This is a genomic window from Streptomyces sp. NPDC051041, from assembly GCF_044456065.1.
Lineage (GTDB): Bacteria > Actinomycetota > Actinomycetes > Streptomycetales > Streptomycetaceae > Streptomyces > Streptomyces glaucus.
Genome location: NZ_JBITFM010000018.1, coordinates 82,756 through 100,604 on the forward strand (window position 1 = coordinate 82,756; position 17,849 = coordinate 100,604).

Annotated in this window: 17 protein-coding genes and 3 tRNA genes; 11 read left to right on the forward strand and 9 right to left on the reverse strand. The window is 72.1% G+C overall.

Features of this window, described 5'->3' with window-relative positions; all coding sequences use genetic code 11:
• Window positions 1-30 precede the first annotated feature (30 nt).
• From ACIBAI_RS24000 to ACIBAI_RS24020, 5 genes are all read right to left on the reverse strand, one after another.
• Entirely contained in the window at window positions 31-804 is a 774-nt protein-coding gene (locus tag ACIBAI_RS24000) for an ABC transporter permease (protein ID WP_399037250.1), read from the reverse strand.
• Window positions 801-1,760: an ABC transporter ATP-binding protein gene (locus ACIBAI_RS24005; protein ID WP_399037252.1), complete on the reverse strand. Its 960-nt coding sequence runs from the start codon at window positions 1,758-1,760 to the stop codon at window positions 801-803. Before ACIBAI_RS24005 ends, ACIBAI_RS24000 begins: the two co-directional genes overlap by 4 nt.
• A 132-nt stretch (window positions 1,761-1,892) precedes the next feature.
• Window positions 1,893-1,965: transfer RNA gene (locus ACIBAI_RS24010), tRNA-Gly, on the reverse strand.
• A gap of 80 nt (window positions 1,966-2,045) precedes the next feature.
• Window positions 2,046-2,117, reverse strand: a tRNA-Gly gene (locus ACIBAI_RS24015).
• A gap of 123 nt (window positions 2,118-2,240) precedes the next feature.
• Window positions 2,241-2,558 (reverse strand): Lsr2 family protein, encoded by a 318-nt coding sequence (locus tag ACIBAI_RS24020; RefSeq protein WP_399037318.1) that lies wholly within the window; start codon window positions 2,556-2,558, stop codon window positions 2,241-2,243.
• 344 nt (window positions 2,559-2,902) lie between these two features.
• On the opposite strand from ACIBAI_RS24020, the gene purS reads away from it, so the two are divergent.
• The 9 genes from purS (at window position 2,903) to purM (ending at window position 13,149) form a co-directional block, all read left to right on the forward strand.
• On the forward strand, window positions 2,903-3,166 hold the full coding sequence (purS, locus tag ACIBAI_RS24025) for a phosphoribosylformylglycinamidine synthase subunit PurS (protein WP_006133353.1): 264 nt from the start codon (window positions 2,903-2,905) through the stop codon (window positions 3,164-3,166).
• A complete protein-coding gene (gene purQ, locus ACIBAI_RS24030) occupies window positions 3,163-3,843 on the forward strand; it encodes a phosphoribosylformylglycinamidine synthase subunit PurQ (protein WP_344607722.1) in 681 nt (226 codons plus the stop codon). The genes purS and purQ overlap by 4 nt, the downstream gene beginning before the upstream one ends.
• Window positions 3,840-6,098: a phosphoribosylformylglycinamidine synthase subunit PurL gene (purL, locus tag ACIBAI_RS24035; protein ID WP_399037255.1), complete on the forward strand. Its 2,259-nt coding sequence runs from the start codon at window positions 3,840-3,842 to the stop codon at window positions 6,096-6,098. Before purQ ends, purL begins: the two co-directional genes overlap by 4 nt.
• A 184-nt stretch (window positions 6,099-6,282) precedes the next feature.
• Window positions 6,283-6,711, forward strand: a complete 429-nt coding sequence (locus ACIBAI_RS24040) for a hypothetical protein (protein WP_399037256.1) — start codon at window positions 6,283-6,285, stop codon at window positions 6,709-6,711.
• The gene (locus ACIBAI_RS24045) at window positions 6,708-8,735 is read left to right on the forward strand and encodes an esterase-like activity of phytase family protein (RefSeq protein WP_399037258.1); all 2,028 of its coding nucleotides are present in this window, start codon (window positions 6,708-6,710) and stop codon (window positions 8,733-8,735) included. The genes ACIBAI_RS24040 and ACIBAI_RS24045 overlap by 4 nt, the downstream gene beginning before the upstream one ends.
• A 90-nt stretch (window positions 8,736-8,825) precedes the next feature.
• Window positions 8,826-9,623 carry a sterol carrier family protein gene (locus ACIBAI_RS24050; protein ID WP_399037260.1) on the forward strand — a complete coding sequence of 266 codons (798 nt, stop codon included), beginning with the start codon at window positions 8,826-8,828 and terminating at the stop codon, window positions 9,621-9,623.
• A gap of 36 nt (window positions 9,624-9,659) precedes the next feature.
• Window positions 9,660-10,430 (forward strand): META domain-containing protein, encoded by a 771-nt coding sequence (locus ACIBAI_RS24055; RefSeq protein ID WP_399037262.1) that lies wholly within the window; start codon window positions 9,660-9,662, stop codon window positions 10,428-10,430.
• A 62-nt stretch (window positions 10,431-10,492) separates the two neighbouring features.
• A complete protein-coding gene (purF, locus tag ACIBAI_RS24060; protein WP_399037264.1) occupies window positions 10,493-12,022 on the forward strand; it encodes an amidophosphoribosyltransferase in 1,530 nt (509 codons plus the stop codon).
• Window positions 12,023-12,066: 44 nt separating this feature from the next.
• A complete protein-coding gene (purM, locus tag ACIBAI_RS24065) occupies window positions 12,067-13,149 on the forward strand; it encodes a phosphoribosylformylglycinamidine cyclo-ligase (RefSeq protein ID WP_399037266.1) in 1,083 nt (360 codons plus the stop codon).
• A gap of 69 nt (window positions 13,150-13,218) precedes the next feature.
• Here the strand turns inward: purM and ACIBAI_RS24070 are convergent, their stop codons facing one another.
• Both ACIBAI_RS24070 and ACIBAI_RS24075 read right to left on the reverse strand, forming a co-directional pair.
• Window positions 13,219-13,467 (reverse strand): DUF3073 domain-containing protein, encoded by a 249-nt coding sequence (locus ACIBAI_RS24070; RefSeq protein ID WP_344607738.1) that lies wholly within the window; start codon window positions 13,465-13,467, stop codon window positions 13,219-13,221.
• A 301-nt stretch (window positions 13,468-13,768) separates the two neighbouring features.
• A complete protein-coding gene (locus ACIBAI_RS24075) occupies window positions 13,769-14,857 on the reverse strand; it encodes a Leu/Phe/Val dehydrogenase (RefSeq protein ID WP_399037268.1) in 1,089 nt (362 codons plus the stop codon).
• Window positions 14,858-15,094: 237 nt separating this feature from the next.
• Here ACIBAI_RS24075 and ACIBAI_RS24080 point away from each other — a divergent pair, with 237 nt between their 5' ends.
• Both ACIBAI_RS24080 and bldC read left to right on the forward strand, forming a co-directional pair.
• A complete protein-coding gene (locus ACIBAI_RS24080; RefSeq protein WP_399037270.1) occupies window positions 15,095-15,946 on the forward strand; it encodes a hypothetical protein in 852 nt (283 codons plus the stop codon).
• Window positions 15,947-16,505: 559 nt separating this feature from the next.
• A complete protein-coding gene (gene bldC, locus ACIBAI_RS24085; protein ID WP_003949541.1) occupies window positions 16,506-16,712 on the forward strand; it encodes a developmental transcriptional regulator BldC in 207 nt (68 codons plus the stop codon).
• A gap of 490 nt (window positions 16,713-17,202) precedes the next feature.
• Here bldC and ACIBAI_RS24090 read toward each other — a convergent pair whose 3' ends face one another.
• Together ACIBAI_RS24090 and ACIBAI_RS24095 are read right to left on the reverse strand one after the other, a co-directional pair.
• On the reverse strand, window positions 17,203-17,394 hold the full coding sequence (locus ACIBAI_RS24090; RefSeq protein ID WP_399037272.1) for a DUF6274 family protein: 192 nt from the start codon (window positions 17,392-17,394) through the stop codon (window positions 17,203-17,205).
• A 356-nt stretch (window positions 17,395-17,750) separates the two neighbouring features.
• Window positions 17,751-17,825, reverse strand: a tRNA-Asp gene (locus tag ACIBAI_RS24095).
• Between the last annotated feature and the right edge of the window lie 24 nt (window positions 17,826-17,849).

Consider the following 17,849-nt stretch of genomic DNA (forward strand, 5'->3'; position numbering starts at 1 on the left):
CATCCCTCCCCGCGTCCGGCCGCGGCACGGTCAGCGCCGCGGTTCCCACCGGAACCACCGCTGTACAGCAAACACGCCCAGAGCGGTCCAGGCCAGCGCGGTGAGCACGGGACCGACCGCCTCGTACGCCGACAGGTCACCGGTCCAGCCGCCGCGCACGAGGGTGATCACGGGCGTCAGCGGCAGCAGTTCGCAGAAGGAGGCCAGCCGGTCGGGCAGCAGTTCCAGGGGGACGGTCATCCCGGAGCCGAGCATCGACACGAGCATCAGCGGCATCGGCGTGACCTGGGCGCTCTCGGTCGTCCTGGTGAAGGTCGCGGTGAGCGCCGCGAGCGAGGCGCACATCACCAGCCCCGACAGCAGTCCCACGACGGCCAGGTGCGGCGCCGGAGGCGCGGGCATGTCCAGCAGGGCCGCGCAGCCGGCCGCCAGCAGCAGCGACTGCGCCAGCCCCGTCGCGCCGGCCGGCAGCGCGGACCCGGCGAGGATCTCGGCGTCCCGCAGCTCCCCGGTGCGCAGCCGCTTGAGGACGAGTTCCTCGCGGCGGGCGACGAGGACGCCGACGAGCGCCCCGTAGACGGCGAACAGCAGGGAGAAGCCGATCGCGGCGGGCAGGACCACCGTGCCGACGGTGAGCCCGGCCTCGTCGAGGTCCATCTTCTCGGCCGCCGAGCGCACGCTGACCGGCAGCACCAGCGGCACGAACAGGGCGGCGACGAGCGTGCCCCTGCTGCGTCCCAGCAGGGTCAGCTCGGCGCGCGCGAGCGCCGCCATCCGGCTCGCCGGTGTGGTGGTGGCGCTCATGCCGCGTACTCCCGTGTCTTCGTCTCCGCGGACGCCTCCCGGGCGATCCCGAGGAACGCCTCCTCCAGCGAGGCCGACCGCACGTCGAGCCGGCGCAGCTCCACACCGGCCCGTTCGGCCCAGGTCAGCAGCCGCGTGGCGGTCCGCTGCAGCTCCCGCGTCCGCAGCCGCACGACCCGCCCCTCGACCTCGTGTCCGCACACGCCCAGTTCACCGAGCGGCGGCAGGTCACCGAGGAAGTGGTCCTCGGGCAGCTCGAAGGTGATCCGGGACGGCTGGGCGGCGGTGACCTCGGCCGGGGTGCCGGCGGCGGCGACGCGTCCCTCGTGCAGGATCGCCAGCCGGTCGGCCAGCGCCTCGGCCTCCTCCAGGTAGTGCGTGGTCAGCAGCACGGTCGTGCCGCCGTCGCGCAGCGCCCGTACCAGCTTCCAGGTGTCCCGGCGTCCTTCGACGTCCAGTCCGGTCGTCGGCTCGTCGAGGAACAGCACCTCGGGGTCGCCGAGCAGCGCGAGCGCCAGGTCCAGGCGGCGCCGCTCTCCCCCGGACAGCTGCTTGACCCGCACACCGGTCCGCCCCGCCAGCCCCACCAGCGCCAGCGCCTCCTGCGGCGGGCGCGCCCCGCTGACGCAGCCCGCCCACATCCGCGCGGTCTCCGCGACGGTCAGTTCGGAGGGGAAGCCGCCCTCCTGCAGCATCACCCCGGTGCGGGGCCGCACGGCGGCCCGTTCCGCGTACGGGTCGTGCCCGAGGACCCGCACCCGCCCGCCGGCCGGCGGCGCCAGGCCCTCCAGCAGCTCGACCGTCGACGTCTTGCCCGCGCCGTTGGTGCCCAGCAGCGCGAAGACCTCCCCGCGGCGCACCGAGAAGCTCACTCCGCGCACCGCCTCGAACCCGCCCCCGTACACACGCCGCAGGTCGGTGACCTCAATCACGTGTTCGTGTCCGTTCGCTTCCATGACCCGATCGTCCCGGCGGACGGGACGGGCGGGCAGTGCGCGCTGTCATCACCGGACATGACAAATGTCAGACGGACGGGAAAGAGCACATGCGAAAAGACCCCGGTCCGATGGACCGGGGTCTTTTTCCCGAGCGGACGACGAGGCTCGAACTCGCGACCTCAACCTTGGCAAGGTTGCGCTCTACCAACTGAGCTACGTCCGCATTGCTCCCGACCGGCTTCCACCGATCGGTGCGAGCACCAGCCTACCTGATCCACCGGAGTGGTCCGTACGGCGGTGCAGAGCGGGTGACAGGAATCGCACACTGCGCCTTCCCCCTGGAAGGGGGATGTTCTACTACTGAACTACACCCGCGTGACTCCGTGGGCCGGGCCTTTCGGCCTCGCCCCTCGGCGTGCTCCAGACTTTAGCTGATCAGCAGGGGTGCTGCGCAAGTCGGTTGCCGCGAGGGGCGGGTGGCCGGCCGTCGGCCGCGGCTCACCGGGCGTCGGCGAACGCCTCGTAGACCCTCTTGGGGATCCGGCCCCGCGCGGGCACCTCCATCCGGTTGGCCTGGGCCCAGGCCCGGACGGCCGCCGGATCGGGGGCCACCTCCGTCTGCTGGTACGCCCGGCCCGACCGCGACCGCTTGCGGCCGGCCGCCACGTACGGCGCGAGCGCCTTGCGCAGCTGCTCGGCGTTGGCTTCGCTCAGATCGATCTCGTACGACTTGCCGTCGAGTCCGAAGGCGATCGTCTCCGCCGCTTCCGAGCCGTCGATGTCGTCGAAGAGAGTGACCACGACCTTCTGCGCCACGAATACCGGTCCCTTCATGCGACATCTTGTCGGCGATGACGTGCAAAGACGCTGCGGAGATGTCGACTGTCCGTCTGTTATTTGGGCAAAGCGTCGGCTCGCGCCAATTCATTTGTACAGTGCCTGGCATTGCCACGGGAAGCTCGACTAAATCCTCCCGCGTGTCCGTGGCGCAATAGGGATCCCGGGTGGTTCCCGGAACTTTCCCGGAACTTTTCACGAAGAGGCCCGGGCGAGACCCGATCGTGACAGGGCTCACGTAGTTTCCTACAACTCTACCCGCGTAGAAATTTTGTGCGGGTAGTCTGAAGGGACCTGCTCAGCACCACACACCGGGAGTGCCAGTGGCACGCGTCGTAGTCGACGTCATGCTCAAGCCGGAGATCCTCGACCCCCAGGGCCAGGCGGTGCAGCGCGCACTGCCGCGGCTGGGTTTCGAGGGGATCTCCGACGTACGTCAGGGAAAGCGATTCGAACTCGAAGTTGACGGGCCGGTCGACGAGGCCGCGCTCGCCCGCATCCACGATCTTGCGGAATCCTTCCTCGCCAACACCGTGATCGAGGACTTCACCGTCCGGGTCGAGGAAGTCGCGGAGGCCGCGAAGTGACCGCTCGTATCGGCGTCGTCACTTTCCCGGGCAGTCTCGACGACCGGGACACGCAGCGCGCGATCCGTCTCGCGGGTGCCGAACCCGTCGCCCTGTGGCACAAGGACAAGGACCTGAAGCAGGTCGACGCGGTGGTCCTGTGCGGTGGTTTCTCCTACGGCGACTATCTGCGCGCCGGTGCCATCGCCCGCTTCTCCCCGGTGATGGACACGATCATCGAGCAGGCGAAGGCCGGACTGCCGGTCCTCGGCATCTGCAACGGCTTCCAGATCCTCACCGAGGCACACCTGCTGCCCGGCGGCATGCTCGGCAACGACCACCTGCACTTCATCTGCCGCGACCAGAAGCTGCGGGTGGAGAACGCGGACACCGCCTGGACGGCCGACTACGCGGCCGGCCAGGAGATCCACATCCCGCTGAAGAACATGGACGGCCGCTACGTGGCCGACCGGTACACGCTGGACAAGCTGGAGGCCGAGGGCCGGGTCGCGTTCCGCTACCTGGACTTCAACCCCAACGGCTCGCTCAACGACATCGCCGGCATCACCAACGAGGCCGGCAACGTCGTCGGTCTGATGCCGCACCCGGAGCACGCCGTGGAGCCGCTGATCGGCACCGGCCGCACCGACGGCCTCCCGTTCTTCACCTCGATCCTCAAGAGGCTGGTCACCGCATGAGCAAGACCCCCCTGGACACGGTCGAGCACGCGGCCGCGACCCCCGACGTCGAGCTGCCCTGGGCCGAACTCGGCCTGAAGAAGGACGAGTACGAGCGGATCGTCGAGATCCTCGGCCGCCGGCCCACCGGCGCCGAACTCGCCATGTACTCGGTGATGTGGTCCGAGCACTGCTCGTACAAGTCCTCCAAGGTCCACCTGCGCCAGTTCGGCGAGAAGGCCCCCGAGAGCGACGCCCTGCTCGTCGGCATCGGCGAGAACGCCGGCGTCGTCGACGTCGGCCAGGGCTACGCGGTCACCTTCAAGGTCGAGTCGCACAACCACCCCTCCTACGTCGAGCCCTACCAGGGCGCGGCCACGGGCGTCGGCGGCATCGTCCGCGACATCATCGCCATGGGCGCGCGCCCGGTCGCCGTCGTCGACCCGCTGCGCTTCGGCGCCGCCGACCACCCCGACACCAAGCGGGTGCTGCCGGGCGTCGTCGCCGGCATCGGCGGCTACGGCAACTGCCTGGGCCTGCCCAACATCGGCGGCGAGGTCGTCTTCGACGCCTGCTACCAGGGCAACCCGCTGGTCAACGCCGGCTGCATCGGCGTGATGCGGCACGAGGACATCCACCTCGCCAAGGCGTCCGGCGCGGGCAACAAGGTCATCCTGTACGGCGCCCGCACCGGCGGCGACGGCATCGGCGGCGCGTCGATCCTGGCCTCGGAGACCTTCGACGACGCCAAGCCGTCCAAGCGCCCCGCCGTCCAGGTCGGCGACCCCTTCCAGGAGAAGCTCCTCATCGAGTGCACCCTGGAGGCGTTCGCCGAGAAGCTGGTCGTCGGCATCCAGGACCTGGGCGCGGCCGGCCTGTCCTGCGCCACCAGCGAGCTGGCCTCCAACGGCTCCGGCGGCATGCGCGTGACGCTGGACGACGTCCCCCTGCGCGACTCCACGCTCTCGCCCGAGGAGATCCTCATGAGCGAGTCGCAGGAGCGCATGTGCGCGGTGGTCGAGCCGGACAAGGTCGACCGCTTCCTTCAGATCTGCGACAAGTGGGACGTCATCGCCACCGTCATCGGCGAGGTCACCGACGGCGACCGCCTGGAGATCTTCTGGCACGGCGAGAAGATCGTCGACGTCGACCCGCGGACCGTGGCCCACGAGGGCCCGGAGTACGAGCGCCCGTACGCCCGCCCGGACTGGCAGGACGCCCTCCAGGCGGACGACGCGAACAAGCTGCCGCGCCCGCGGACGGCCGAGGAGCTGAAGGACCAGGTCCTGAAGCTGGTCGCGTCCCCCAACCAGGCCTCCAAGTCCTGGATCACCTCCCAGTACGACCGGTTCGTGCAGGGCAACACCGTCCTCGCCCAGCCCGAGGACTCCGGCATGATCCGCATCGACGAGGAGACCGGTCTCGGCGTCGCCATCGCCACCGACGGCAACGGCCGGTACGCCAAGCTGGACCCGTACACGGGCGCGCAGCTGGCCCTGGCGGAGGCCTACCGCAACGTCGCCACCACCGGCGCCAGGCCGCTCGCCGTCTCCGACTGCCTGAACTTCGGCTCGCCCGAGGACCCGGCCGTCATGTGGCAGTTCGCCGAGGCCGTGCGCGGCCTGGCGGACGCCTGCCGGCAGCTCGGCACCCCGGTGACCGGCGGCAACGTCTCGCTCTACAACCAGACGGGCGAGGCCGCCATCCACCCGACGCCGGTCGTCGCCGTCCTCGGCGTGATCGACGACGTGGCCCGCCGCACGCCCGTCGCCTTCCAGGAGGAGGGCCAGCTGCTCTACCTCCTCGGCGACACCCGCGAGGAGTTCGGCGGCTCGGCCTGGTCGCAGGTGATCCACGACCACCTGGGCGGCCTGCCGCCCGAGGTCGACCTGGAGCGCGAGCGGCTGCTCGCCGAGATCCTGATCGCCGCCTCCCGCGACGGCATGATCGACTCCGCGCACGACCTGTCCGACGGCGGCCTGGTCCAGGCCGTGGTCGAGTCGGCGCTGCTCGGCGGGAAGGGCGCGCGTCTGGTCGTACCGGACGGGCTGGACGCCTTCACCTTCCTGTTCTCCGAGTCGGCCGGCCGCGCGATCGTCGCCGTGCCGCGCTCGGAGGAGCTCCGCTTCACCGACATGTGCGGTGCGCGCGGCCTGCCCGCGACCCGCATCGGTGTCGTGGACGGCGACACGGTCGAGGTCCAGGGCGAGTTCACGCTCACCCTGGCCGAGCTGCGCGAGGCGCACGAGGGAACGATCCCGGCGCTGCTGGCGTGACGCCGCCCCGGGTGTCCGGGCCGCCGCTCCAGGTCCGCGCCGCGTGCCTGGGGCGGCGGCCCGCCGTCCGGCCGTACCCCACGCCGGGTCGTTGCCGGCGGAGTTTCCCGAACGCCCTTGACCGGTGGGGTGGTTGTGCCAACCTGAAGACGTGAGTGAGTCACGGGCCCCCGGGTCAGGACCGATGGGCAGCCGGTTACAGGTCAGGTTCGAGGCGGCCGGACCGGATGCCGGGCAAGAACTCCGTTCGCTGCTCGACTGGTTCACGGACGACCGGTCGCTGCGCGGCCACGTCCGCCTGGAGCGGATCGCCGCCGACGTCCCCGGGCGCATGGGGCCGGACCTCGAGACGGTCCTGGCGGTGATCTCCACGGCGACCGGGCTGGCCCAGCTCCCGCTGTCGTATCTCGCCTGGCGGCACGGCCGCGGACACCGCACGCCCCCCGTCACCGTCCACGTCGTCGGCGCGGACCCCGCCGAGGCCGAGGCACTGCTGCGCAGGCTTCGCGGCACCCCCGCGGGCGACGCCCCCGACGACGGCGCCGGCCCGGGAGACGCCGGTGAGGCGGGCGACGCCGGAGGGGACGGCGGCGCGGGCGGGGACCGGCCGTGACCGCGCCCCGCGGCGCCGCGAGAGCCGCGCCGGCCGGCGACCACTCCGCCCGGATCGACCCCCGCCGCTCCGCCTGCGTGCTGATCGGAGTGGACGACTACACGCTCCTCGATTCGCTGCGCAGCGTCCGCCACAACCTCGTCGAACTGCGGGCCGTGCTCACGGACGAGGAGATCTGGGGGATCCCCGAGGACCGGATCGTCACGGTCGCCAATCCGGCGGCCCCGGCCGACCTGGTCGGTCCGATCCGTCAGGCCGGGCTCCTCGCCGAGGACACGCTGATCGTCTACTACGCGGGGCACGGCCTCCTCGACCGCCACGAGCGGCAGCTGCTGCTCACCCTGCCCGGTTCGGCGGAGGGCCAGCCGGACACCTGCGTGCGGGCCGGCGACGTCCGCCGGGCCATCCGCGACACCGGCAGCGCGCTGCGCCGCGTACTGATCCTCGACTGCTGCTTCAGCGGCCAGGTGCTCACCGAGATGGCCGGGGCCGACCGCGGCCGGCAGGGCGGTCAGGTGGCCGTGGAGACGCTGCGCGGGGTCGAGGGCTCGTACGTCATGACCTCCGCCCCGCGCGACCGGCCCTCGCACGCCCCCGACCCCAGGCGCTGCACGGTCTTCACCGGGGCGCTCGTGGACGTCATGCGGCAGGGGCTGCCGGACGGGCCCGGGATGCTGGGGCTGCACACCCTCTTCCAGGCGGTCAAGGCGCGCATCACGGCCATGCGGCCCGAGATGCCGCAGGAGCCGCAGGACGAGGACCGCAACGGGGTCGGCGGGCTGGACTTCGTCCGCAACGTGGCCGTCCTCCCGCCGCTGTTCCCTCCCGCCGAGCCCGCCGCCGGCCCGCCGCGCCACAGCCGCCTGCGCACCCTCGTGTGGTCGCTGACGGCCGGAGCGGCGGGCCTCGCCCTCGGTCTCGGCGCGCCCCTGGCCGCCGACTGGTGGGAGCGGGCCCGCCCCGCGCCCGCGACCGGCGCCTGCGGCGGGCAGCCGGCCGACGACACGGCGCCCCGGGCGGTGCTCCTCGACCACTCGGACGCCCTGAACAAGAGGAACGTCGACTACGAGCCGCTCGAGGGCCTCTCCTCCCTCGCGCTGGTCTCCCAGGGCCCGGACGGCGTCGAGGCGCTCGCGCTCGCCGACAACTCGCCCGGCCTGCTGTTCCCGCTGGACCTGGGAACCCCCTTCGACCTCGACCCCGTCGCCGACACCGCGCACACGCTGCGCCGCGCGAACGGCGACGAGTTCCGGTGGTACGACGGCGAGGCGCTGGTCCTCGAACCGGGCGGCAGGACGGCGCTGATCGGCTCCGAGACCGGCCCGGCCATCCGCCGCTTCGACATCGCCGGCGGCACCCAGATCGGCCGGGACTTCCCCGTCCCCGAGGAGCTGCGGTACTGGCCCCACGGCAGCGCGCAGGCCGGCCGCAGCATCGAGTCCCTCGCCCTCTCGCCGAACGGAAGACACCTCTACGCGGGCTGGGAGGCGCCGCTGGCCAAGGACGGCGACCAGCGAGGCCGGGCCGTCATCCGCATCCAGCGCTACACGGGCGAGCCCGGCGGCGCCTACACCCCGGACCGGCAGTACGCCTATCTCGCCGGGGACGGCATGCACCTGGTGGAGCTGGTCGCCCTCGACGACAAGGGGGGACTCCTCGCCCTGGAACGGGAGTACACGGCCGGTCTCGGCACGGCCGTCCGGGTCGTCCAGCTCTCCCTGGACGGGGCCCGCGACGTGACCGACGAGGACTCCCTCTACGACCTGCCCGCGGACGTCTTCGCCGAGGAGACCCCCGTCTTCGACCTCGCCGACTGCCCGGCGGGCGGCCCCGGAGCGGTCGCCACGCCCGGCTCGAACCCGCGCAACCCCCTGCTGGACAACGCCGAGGGCATGGCCCTCGGCAAGGAGTGGACCACCGGCCCCTACCGGGGCTGGCGCCCGCTGTACCTGATCTCCGACGACAACGGCAGCGGCGACCAGATCACCCGCCTGTACTCGTTCGCGGTGCGCCTGGAGCCGTAGCGGGCGCGCACCGGCGCGGCCCGCGCCGGTGCGGGCCGCGCCGGGAACTCCCCGGAAACCGCCGCCCCCGCGCCGACTAGGCTCACCGCCATGCCCCCGACGAAGAAGCGAATCCGCAGCTACGACCCCGCCAGGATCCGCGCGGCCGTGTTCGGGCAGTGGGGAAACCTGCGGGAGGCGGTGCGCGGGCTCGACGACAGGCAGCTCGCGCTGCCCACCCGGCTGGGCGACTGGACCGTGCGCGAGCTGATCGCGCACACGGGCATGGCGCTGTCGGCCGTGTCCCGGCTGCTGGACCGGCCGGAGCCCGCCCGGCAGAACGCCCGGCTGCTCGACTGGCCGTTCGCGACCTCGGCCGACTCCGCGGCGATCGCGGACCGGGCCCGCCTGCTCGCCGAGCGGCACCCGGACCTCGACGCCCACCTCGCCGGCATCGAACGGGACCTCACCGCGCGGCTCGACGCGCACCCCGGCACCCGGCTCCTCCCCACCGGCGCGGGCGCCCTGCCGCTGGCCGACTACCTGGTCACCCGCACCGTCGAACTCGTCGTCCACACCGACGACCTGAACGCCGCCGTCCCCGGCCTCGGCGTCCCGTACGACCGCCAGGCCCTCGCCGCCTGCGTCCGGCTGCTCGCCGACGCGCTGGCCGTCAGGGCGCCCGGCGGCACGACCGAGGTGCGGATCCCGCCGTACGCCGTCGTGCAGTGCGTGGAGGGGCCGCGGCACACCCGCGGCACCCCGCCCAACGTCGTCGAGACCGATCCGCTGACCTGGGTCCGGCTCGCGACCGGGCGGACGGCGTGGCGGGACGCCCTCGCCGCCGCCGAGGTCCGCGCGAGCGGGGAACGGGCGGACCTGGAGCCGTACCTCCCGCTCCTGGCCTGACCGGAACCGGCCGCCCCGGCCGCCCGTCGAACCGGCATGCACCGACAGAGGCAGCACCTGATCCTGGCGGCCGCCGTCCTGCTCCTCCCGCTCGCGGCGGCCTGCGGCGACGAGCGGGCGGACAGCGGCGCGGCGGACACCGGACGGCCCGTGACCGGCGTCCGCTGGAGCGTCGACAGCGTCACCGTGGACGGCACCACGCACCGCGCGCCCATCGCCGCCCACCTGACGATCGACGACGGCGGGCGGGCCGAGGGCGTCTACGGCTGCAACCGCTTCAGCGCCCGGGCCGCCGTCGACGGCGACCGCGTCCGGCTCAGCGGCGTCACGGCCACCGAAACGGCCTGCGGCGAACGGCCCATGGCCTTCGAACGCGTCCTCGCCCGCACTCTCGCCGACGGCGAGCTCAGGGCCCGGGCACGGGACGACCGCCTCACGCTCACCACCGTCGCCGGCGACACCGTCCGCCTGACCGAGCGGCGCGACGCCCCGCTCCACGGCACGAAGTGGACCGTCACCGGCCCGGACGGCGGCGGCCGCGCCCACCTCGTCTTCGACGGGGAGAAGGGCACCGTCTCCGGCAGCCTCGGCTGCAACCGCGTGCACGCCCGGGCCGCGGTCCGCGACGGCCATATCACCCTCGGCGCTCCATCCACCACCCGGATGATGTGCGAAGACTCACTCATGGCCGTCGAGAAGACGCTGCTGCGCCTCTTCGACGGCCGGCCCGGCTACCGAGTGGAGCACCGGACACTCACGCTGACCAGCGAGGACGGAACCAGCGTCCGGGCCGTCGCGGACCGGTGATCCACTTCAGCGGGCGCATCCCCAATTCGGACCAGTGGTCGATCTCGCCTACACTCGGTGGCGTGCCACGTGGTGACGGTCGACTCAATCACGATCTGCTCCCCGGTGAGAAAGGCCCCCAGGACGCGTGCGGCGTCTTCGGTGTCTGGGCTCCGGGCGAAGAGGTCGCAAAACTCACGTACTTCGGGCTCTACGCCCTCCAGCATCGGGGCCAGGAATCCGCGGGTATCGCGGTCAGCAACGGCTCCCAGATCCTCGTCTTCAAGGACATGGGCCTGGTCTCCCAGGTCTTCGACGAGACCTCGCTCGGGTCGCTCCAGGGTCACATCGCGGTCGGTCACGCCCGCTACTCGACCACCGGCGCCTCCGTGTGGGAGAACGCCCAGCCGACGTTCCGCGCCACCGCGCACGGCTCCATCGCGCTCGGCCACAACGGCAACCTCGTCAACACCGCCCGGCTCGCCGAGATGGTCGCCGACCTGCCCAAGCAGGAGGGCGGCCGCAGCCCCCGCGTGGCGGCCACCAACGACACCGACCTGCTCACCGCGCTGCTGGCGGCCCAGGTCGACGAGGACGGCAAGCCGCTGACCATCGAGGAGGCGGCCGGTCAGGTCCTGCCCCAGGTGCGCGGCGCCTTCTCCCTCGTCTTCATGGACGAGCACACCCTGTACGCCGCCCGCGACCCGCAGGGCATCCGCCCGCTGGTCCTCGGCCGGCTGGAGCGCGGCTGGGTCGTCGCCTCCGAGACCGCCGCCCTGGACATCACCGGCGCCAGCTTCGTCCGCGAGATCGAGCCCGGCGAGTTCGTCGCCATCGACGAGAACGGCCTGCGCACCTCCCGATTCGCGGAAGCGAAGCCCAAGGGCTGTGTCTTCGAGTACGTGTACCTGGCCCGCCCGGACACCGACATCGCGGGCCGGAACGTGTACCTCTCCCGCGTCGAGATGGGCCGCCGCCTGGCGAAGGAGGCCCCCGTCGAGGCCGACCTGGTCATAGCGACCCCGGAGTCCGGCACGCCGGCCGCCATCGGCTACGCGGAGGCCTCCGGCATCCCCTTCGGCGCCGGCCTGGTGAAGAACGCCTACGTCGGCCGGACCTTCATCCAGCCCTCGCAGACCATCCGCCAGCTCGGCATCCGCCTGAAGCTGAACCCGCTGAAGGAAGTCATCAAGGGCAAGCGGCTGGTCGTCGTCGACGACTCCATCGTCCGCGGCAACACCCAGCGGGCCCTGGTCCGCATGTTGCGCGAGGCGGGCGCCGCCGAGGTCCACATCCGGATCTCCTCCCCGCCCGTGAAGTGGCCCTGCTTCTTCGGCATCGACTTCGCCACCCGCGCCGAGCTCATCGCCAACGGCATGACCATCGAGGAGATCGGCACCTCGCTCGGCGCCGACTCCCTGGCGTACATCTCCATCGACGGCATGATCGAGGCGACCACCATCGCCAAGCCGAACCTGTGCCGCGCCTGCTTCGACGGCGAGTACCCGATGGAGCTGCCCGACCCCGAGCTCCTCGGCAAGCAGCTTCTGGAGACCGAGCTGGCCGCCGGGCCCGCCGCCACGGCCGCCGCCGACGCCATCCGCCGCCCGTAGGGCGCCCGCACCACCTGCCGTACGACACGAAGGTTCTCCTCGTCATGCCTGAGACAACTGGTGCCAGCCACGCAGCTGCGTCCTACAAGACAGCGGGTGTCGACATCGAAGCGGGCGACCGCGCCGTCGAGCTGATGAAGGAGTGGGTGAAGAAGACGCAGCGCCCCGAGGTCCTCGGCGGCCTCGGCGGCTTCGCCGGCCTCTTCGACGCCTCCGCCCTGAAGCGCTACGAGCGCCCGCTGCTCGCCTCCGCCACCGACGGCGTCGGCACGAAGGTCGACATCGCCCGGCAGCTCGGCGTCTACGACACCATCGGCCACGACCTGGTCGCCATGGTCATGGACGACATCGTGGTGTGCGGCGCCGAGCCGCTGTTCATGACCGACTACATCTGCGTCGGCAAGGTCCACCCCGAGCGCGTCGCCGCCATCGTCAAGGGCATCGCCGAGGGCTGTGTGCTGGCCGGCTGCGCCCTGGTGGGCGGTGAGACGGCCGAGCACCCCGGCCTGCTGGGCGAGGACGACTTCGACGTCGCCGGCGCCGGCACGGGCGTCGTGGAGGCCGACCGGCTGCTCGGTCCGGACCGTATCCGCGAGGGTGACGCCGTCGTCGCCATGGCGGCCTCCGGACTTCACTCGAACGGGTATTCGCTGGTCCGCCACGTCCTGCTGAACCAGGCCGGCATGGACCTCGGCGCCCATGTGGACGAGCTCGGGCGCACCCTCGGCGAGGAGCTGCTGGAGCCCACGAAGATCTACTCGCTGGACTGCCTGGCCCTGACCCGCACCACCGACGTGCACGCCTTCAGCCACGTCACCGGCGGCGGACTCGCCGCCAACCTGGCCCGTGTGATCCCCGACACCCTGCACGCGGTCGTCGACCGCTCCACCTGGACCCCGGCCCCGGTCTTCGACCTCGTCGGCAGGACCGGCTCCGTCGAGCGGCTGGAGCTGGAGAAGACCCTGAACATGGGCGTCGGCATGATCGCGATCGTGCCGGAGGAGTCCGTGGACGTGGCCCTGGCGACCCTGGCCGACCGCGGCGTGGACGCCTGGGTGGCCGGCGAGATCACGGACAGGGGTGAGCACACCACCGGTGCCGCCCTGGTCGGTGACTACGCGAACTGAGACCCGCGGGCAGCACAGAACCCGGTCGGTGACCATCGGTCACCGACCGGGTGAGTGCTCAGTGCAAGGTCAAGCGCCGCGACGGTGTTGCGGGGACTGGTCGTCCTCGTCCTCGTCGTCGTCCTCGTAGAGGTCGGCGTACCGTGCGTACAGGTCGTCGTCGTGCTCATCGTCCTCGAAGCGGTCGCCGTTCGGCGACGTGTTCGACGTCGATGCGCCCAGCTCCTCGGCCAGGCGTGCGAGGTCCGTCCCACCGCTGTTGTACTTCAGCTGGCGGGCGACCTTCGTCTGCTTGGCCTTGGCCCGGCCGCGCCCCATGGCTCGACCCCCTCAACGACGGGGCTCGACGGCCCCAGAGTCTTGACACGCGTTCATGGTCCAGAACGGACTCTCCATGGAGAGGCCGATCCGTAGGGCTTCCACGGTACCTGAGCCCACGCCCATACGGTACGCCGCCCACCGGACGCGCCCGCGCCCAGAACCTCCGAGGAGCCCCGTCCTCGCTGGTCAACCGCGATTTTAACCACTTATGGACGATCGACCCGCCGGTGGAAGTGAGAGTTCTCTCCACGTGCCCGCCGGCGGGTACCGGCCGTACCCCGGGCGCGGCCGCCCGGGATCACCGCCTGCCGCGTGCCTCCGCCATGCGCTGCTCGGCGATCCGGTCGGCCGCGGCAGCCGGCGGAATCCCGTCCTCCTTCGCACGTGCGAATATGGCGAGCGTGGTGTCGTAGATCCCGGCGGCCTTCGTCCTGCACCGCTCGAAGTCGAAGCCGTGCAGTTCGTCGGCGACCTGGATGACCCCGCCGGCGTTCACCACGTAGTCCGGCGCGTAGAGGATCCCGCGGTCGGCGAGGTCCTTCTCCACGCCCGGGTGGGCGAGCTGGTTGTTGGCGGCGCCGCAGACCACCTTGGCGGTCAGCACCGGCACGGTGTCGTCGTCCAGCGCCCCGCCGAGCGCGCAGGGTGCGTAGACGTCCAGGCCCTCGACGCGGATCAGCGCCGCGGTGTCCGCGACGGCCGTCACGCCCTCGGGGTGCCGGTCGAGGACCTGCCGCACGGCCTCCTCGCGCACGTCCGTGACGACGACCTCGGCGCCCTCGGCCCGCAGGTGGTCCACCAGGTGACGGCCGACCTTGCCGACGCCCGCGACGCCCACCCTGCGGCCGCGCAGCGCCGGGTCGCCCCACAGGTGCTGGGCCGAGGCCCGCATGCCCTGGTAGACGCCGAACGCGGTGAGCACCGAGGAGTCGCCCGCGCCGCCGTTCTCAGGGGAGCGGCCGGTGGTCCAGCGGCACTCGCGGGCCACGACGTCCATGTCGGCGACGTACGTGCCGACGTCGCAGGCGGTGACGTACCGGCCGCCGAGCGAGGCGACGAAGCGGCCGTAGGCGAGCAGCAGCTCCTCGCTCTTGTCCTTCTCCGGGTCGCCGATGATCACGGCCTTGCCGCCGCCGTGGTCGAGACCGGCCATGGCGTTCTTGTACGACATCCCGCGCGCGAGGTTCAGCGCGTCGGCGACGGCCTCCTCCTCGTTCGCGTACGGGTAGAAGCGCGTACCGCCGAGGGCGGGGCCCAGGGCGGTGGAGTGGATGGCGATGACGGCCTTGAGGCCGCTGGCGCGGTCCTGGCAGAGCACGACTTGCTCATGACCCCCCTGGTCCGAGTGGAACAGGGTGTGCAGGACGCCGTTGGTCACGTCGGTCACTGTGGTGACTCCTGAGTCGGCGGCGGGTGGAGGCGGGTTCCCCGGGGGACCCCCCGCTTTTGGCCGGGGGCGGGGACCGTGAGCACGAGATTAGAGCCTGCGGCGCCCGTCGGGTGCACCGTGTTCCGGATCACCTCCCCATGGAGTACGTCCGTGCGACGATTTGCATGGGTTTCCCGCGTGTCCGTGAGTGGATCCCGCAGGTTTTCACGGCGGTGCGCGGGGGAGGGAGCAGGCGTGCCCAAGGTGTCCTCGGTGATCGTCCCGTACACGACCTACCTGCGCGTGTACGAGCCGCTGGCCGCCTTCCCGGAGCCGGAGCGCGGCCACTGGACGCGCTACGCCCGCCGCCCCGACCGCCCCTCCTACCAGGACGAGCTGCGCCGTTCCCTGACCGACCTGCTGCCCACCCCGCCGGTGCCGGTGCCGGTGCACGAGTCCGACGACGCGTTCGTGATCGAGGTCGGCGGCGTGGTCTGCGTCTGCCCCTGGCGGACCCGGCTGCGCGGCTGGCAGGCCCTCGCCGAGCTCGACGAGGAGCTGCCCCCGCCGGTCCTGGACGCGGTGCTGCCCCCGGTGGTCCGCCGCCAGGCCGCCCAGGACTACGAGCGCTGGCTGGTCCGCAACCCGGACGCCCGCCCCTGGATCCGCACGGCGACCTGGCAGGTGCCGCTGAACTGGTTCGTGCTGGTCTCCGACGAGGAGCGGGAGTACGACCGGGGCTCGGACACCCCGGGCGGGGCGCCGCCGGTGCTGCGCTACCGCACGCCGATGGTGCAGGCCCGGCGACGGGTGGCACGGGGGCTCAGGGCGCTCAGGGAGGCCGTCGACGAGGGGCCGCTGATCGACGGCCTGGTGGACGTGGGGCGCTGGCTGGAGGAGTTCCACCCGCGCTCGTACGTGGAGCTGGACTACGGCGGGCTGGTGCACGCCCTGCCGGCCGGCGAGCTGGAGGCCGACCACTCGGCGGCGGACGTGGCCGAGGGCATCGAGGCGCTGCGGCGCGGCGACGAGGCGGCCGCGGGGGCGGCGTACGGGCGGCTCGTGGAGCGGTGGCGGTCCGTGCGGGACCGGCGGTCGGCGAACTGACGCCGGATCAGGCGCCGGCGGCCCGCCGCCGGGGAACAGACGTTTGACCTGGCGCTCGTTTTGAGGTTTCGTCCTCGATCTGAGGTGTCGTCAACGCGGGGCCGACCGGGCGCACAAGAGACGTCGAGGCCTATCCGGGCTTTTGCGTCAAGCGTGACGGACCGCACGTACATCGCCCTTGCGCCCCTTGCCCCTCCTCATGCCAAAATAGGACAAGGAGTCCGGCGAGGGCTCCTCCGTCCCGATGTGGGCGGAATCTCTGCATTGCACGCTTTGGGGGGTCTTGTGGCTCCTGGTCGTCCTGTGACTGATCGTCACAGTGGCGTGACTGTCCGCTATGGCATGGTCCATCGGCTTCCGTCGCTGATGGACACCTGGGAGGGCAATTCCATCGGTTTGGCCGTGGCGGCTGGACAGATGGTGTAGTTGTAGTGCCGAGGACAAGCCGTTCGTCCTATAACCGACTCGACTCGCGTCCGCCATTTCGGGCAACGCGGGTCAAGGTGCAGAATTTAGAGGAAAGAACCGAGAAGGTTCGGTTCTCCCGAGGAGGCCGCTCATGACCGCTCGCACCCCTGATGCCGAGCCGCTGCTGACCCCGGCTGAGGTCGCCACCATGTTCCGCGTCGACCCGAAGACGGTCACGCGCTGGGCGAAGGCCGGCAAGCTCACGTCGATCCGTACGCTCGGCGGGCACCGCCGCTACCGCGAGGCCGAGGTCCGCGCTCTGCTCGCGGGCATCCCGCAGCAGCGCAGCGAGGCCTGACAGCCGCGCAACCGGGCGAGCCGGTCGGTCCCCCAACTGGCCGAGGCGCCTGACACCACAGCTCCACACGACGTGGGGGCCTGCCCCAACAGGCTCCCGGCCCACCGGGTGCGTCGTCGATCGCGCTGGACTCCGCCGGGTCCAGCGCGATCTTTTTGTGTGCCGGCCGGCCTCGCGGGGACGGGCTGTGAGCGGCCTTGCCGGAGTCTGGGCGGGGCTTGGGCGGGGGGATCGGGGCCCCTGTGCGCGAGCCCTCCGGGGCGGACCGGGAGCAGTGCAATTGCACATATTAAATTGACCAGTTGTAGGCGGGGCGTAAATACCGCGGTTCCAAAAACTCATGCGGTGACTCCCGTCACACTCCGGGGTGCTTGTCGTCCCCCGCCCGCGTGCGGTAGAGGAAGCGCCGCTTCCGTATCTTCCGTGGAGAAGGGGGAGTTGACGCCGCTGCCGGCGATGCGGGCCCGCGGGCGGGGTCACGCCGGCGGGGTCACGCGGGGGAGGGGCTCTCGTCCTCGGCGGTCCCCTCGGGGCGTTCCGCGGACCGGGGAGGGGACTCCATCGCCAGCCGCAGCAGGCGGTGGCAGATCGGGCAGTGGCGGGTCAGGTGGCCGTACGACGACGCGGCCGACAGATGCGCGCGGAGCAGTGCCCGTATCTCGTGCCGGGCCGATGCCGCCATACGCCACCTCCGGGGCGGGCCGCGCGGGAGGTGGCCCTGCTTCCGGGGTACCGAGCGAATGTGACGGCGTCAAGACGGCGTGGCGCTTCCCGGGGACACCGCGCGCCTGTGCGGGGCGGCGGGCGCGGCCGGGGGCGTTGGCGGGGCCTGCGGGCCCCGGGGACGTGACCGAGGATCCGCCGACCCCGTCGGCGCGGCGCGACCGGTGCGCGTCCTGGCGGGCCGAAGGTGTCCTGGCGGACCCGGGGTGCCCGGCCGCGGCGCGGCCGCCGGGTCGGCGCGACGACGAGGGTCCGGGAATGCCGGAAACACGACCGAGGCCCGTCGCCGTGTCGGCGCGGGCCTCGATCGTTCTGCGGTCCTGACGGGATTTGAACCCGCGGCCTCCACCTTGACAGGGTGGCGAGCACTCCAAACTGCTCCACAGGACCAGGTTTCGCGGCGCTTGTTCTGCG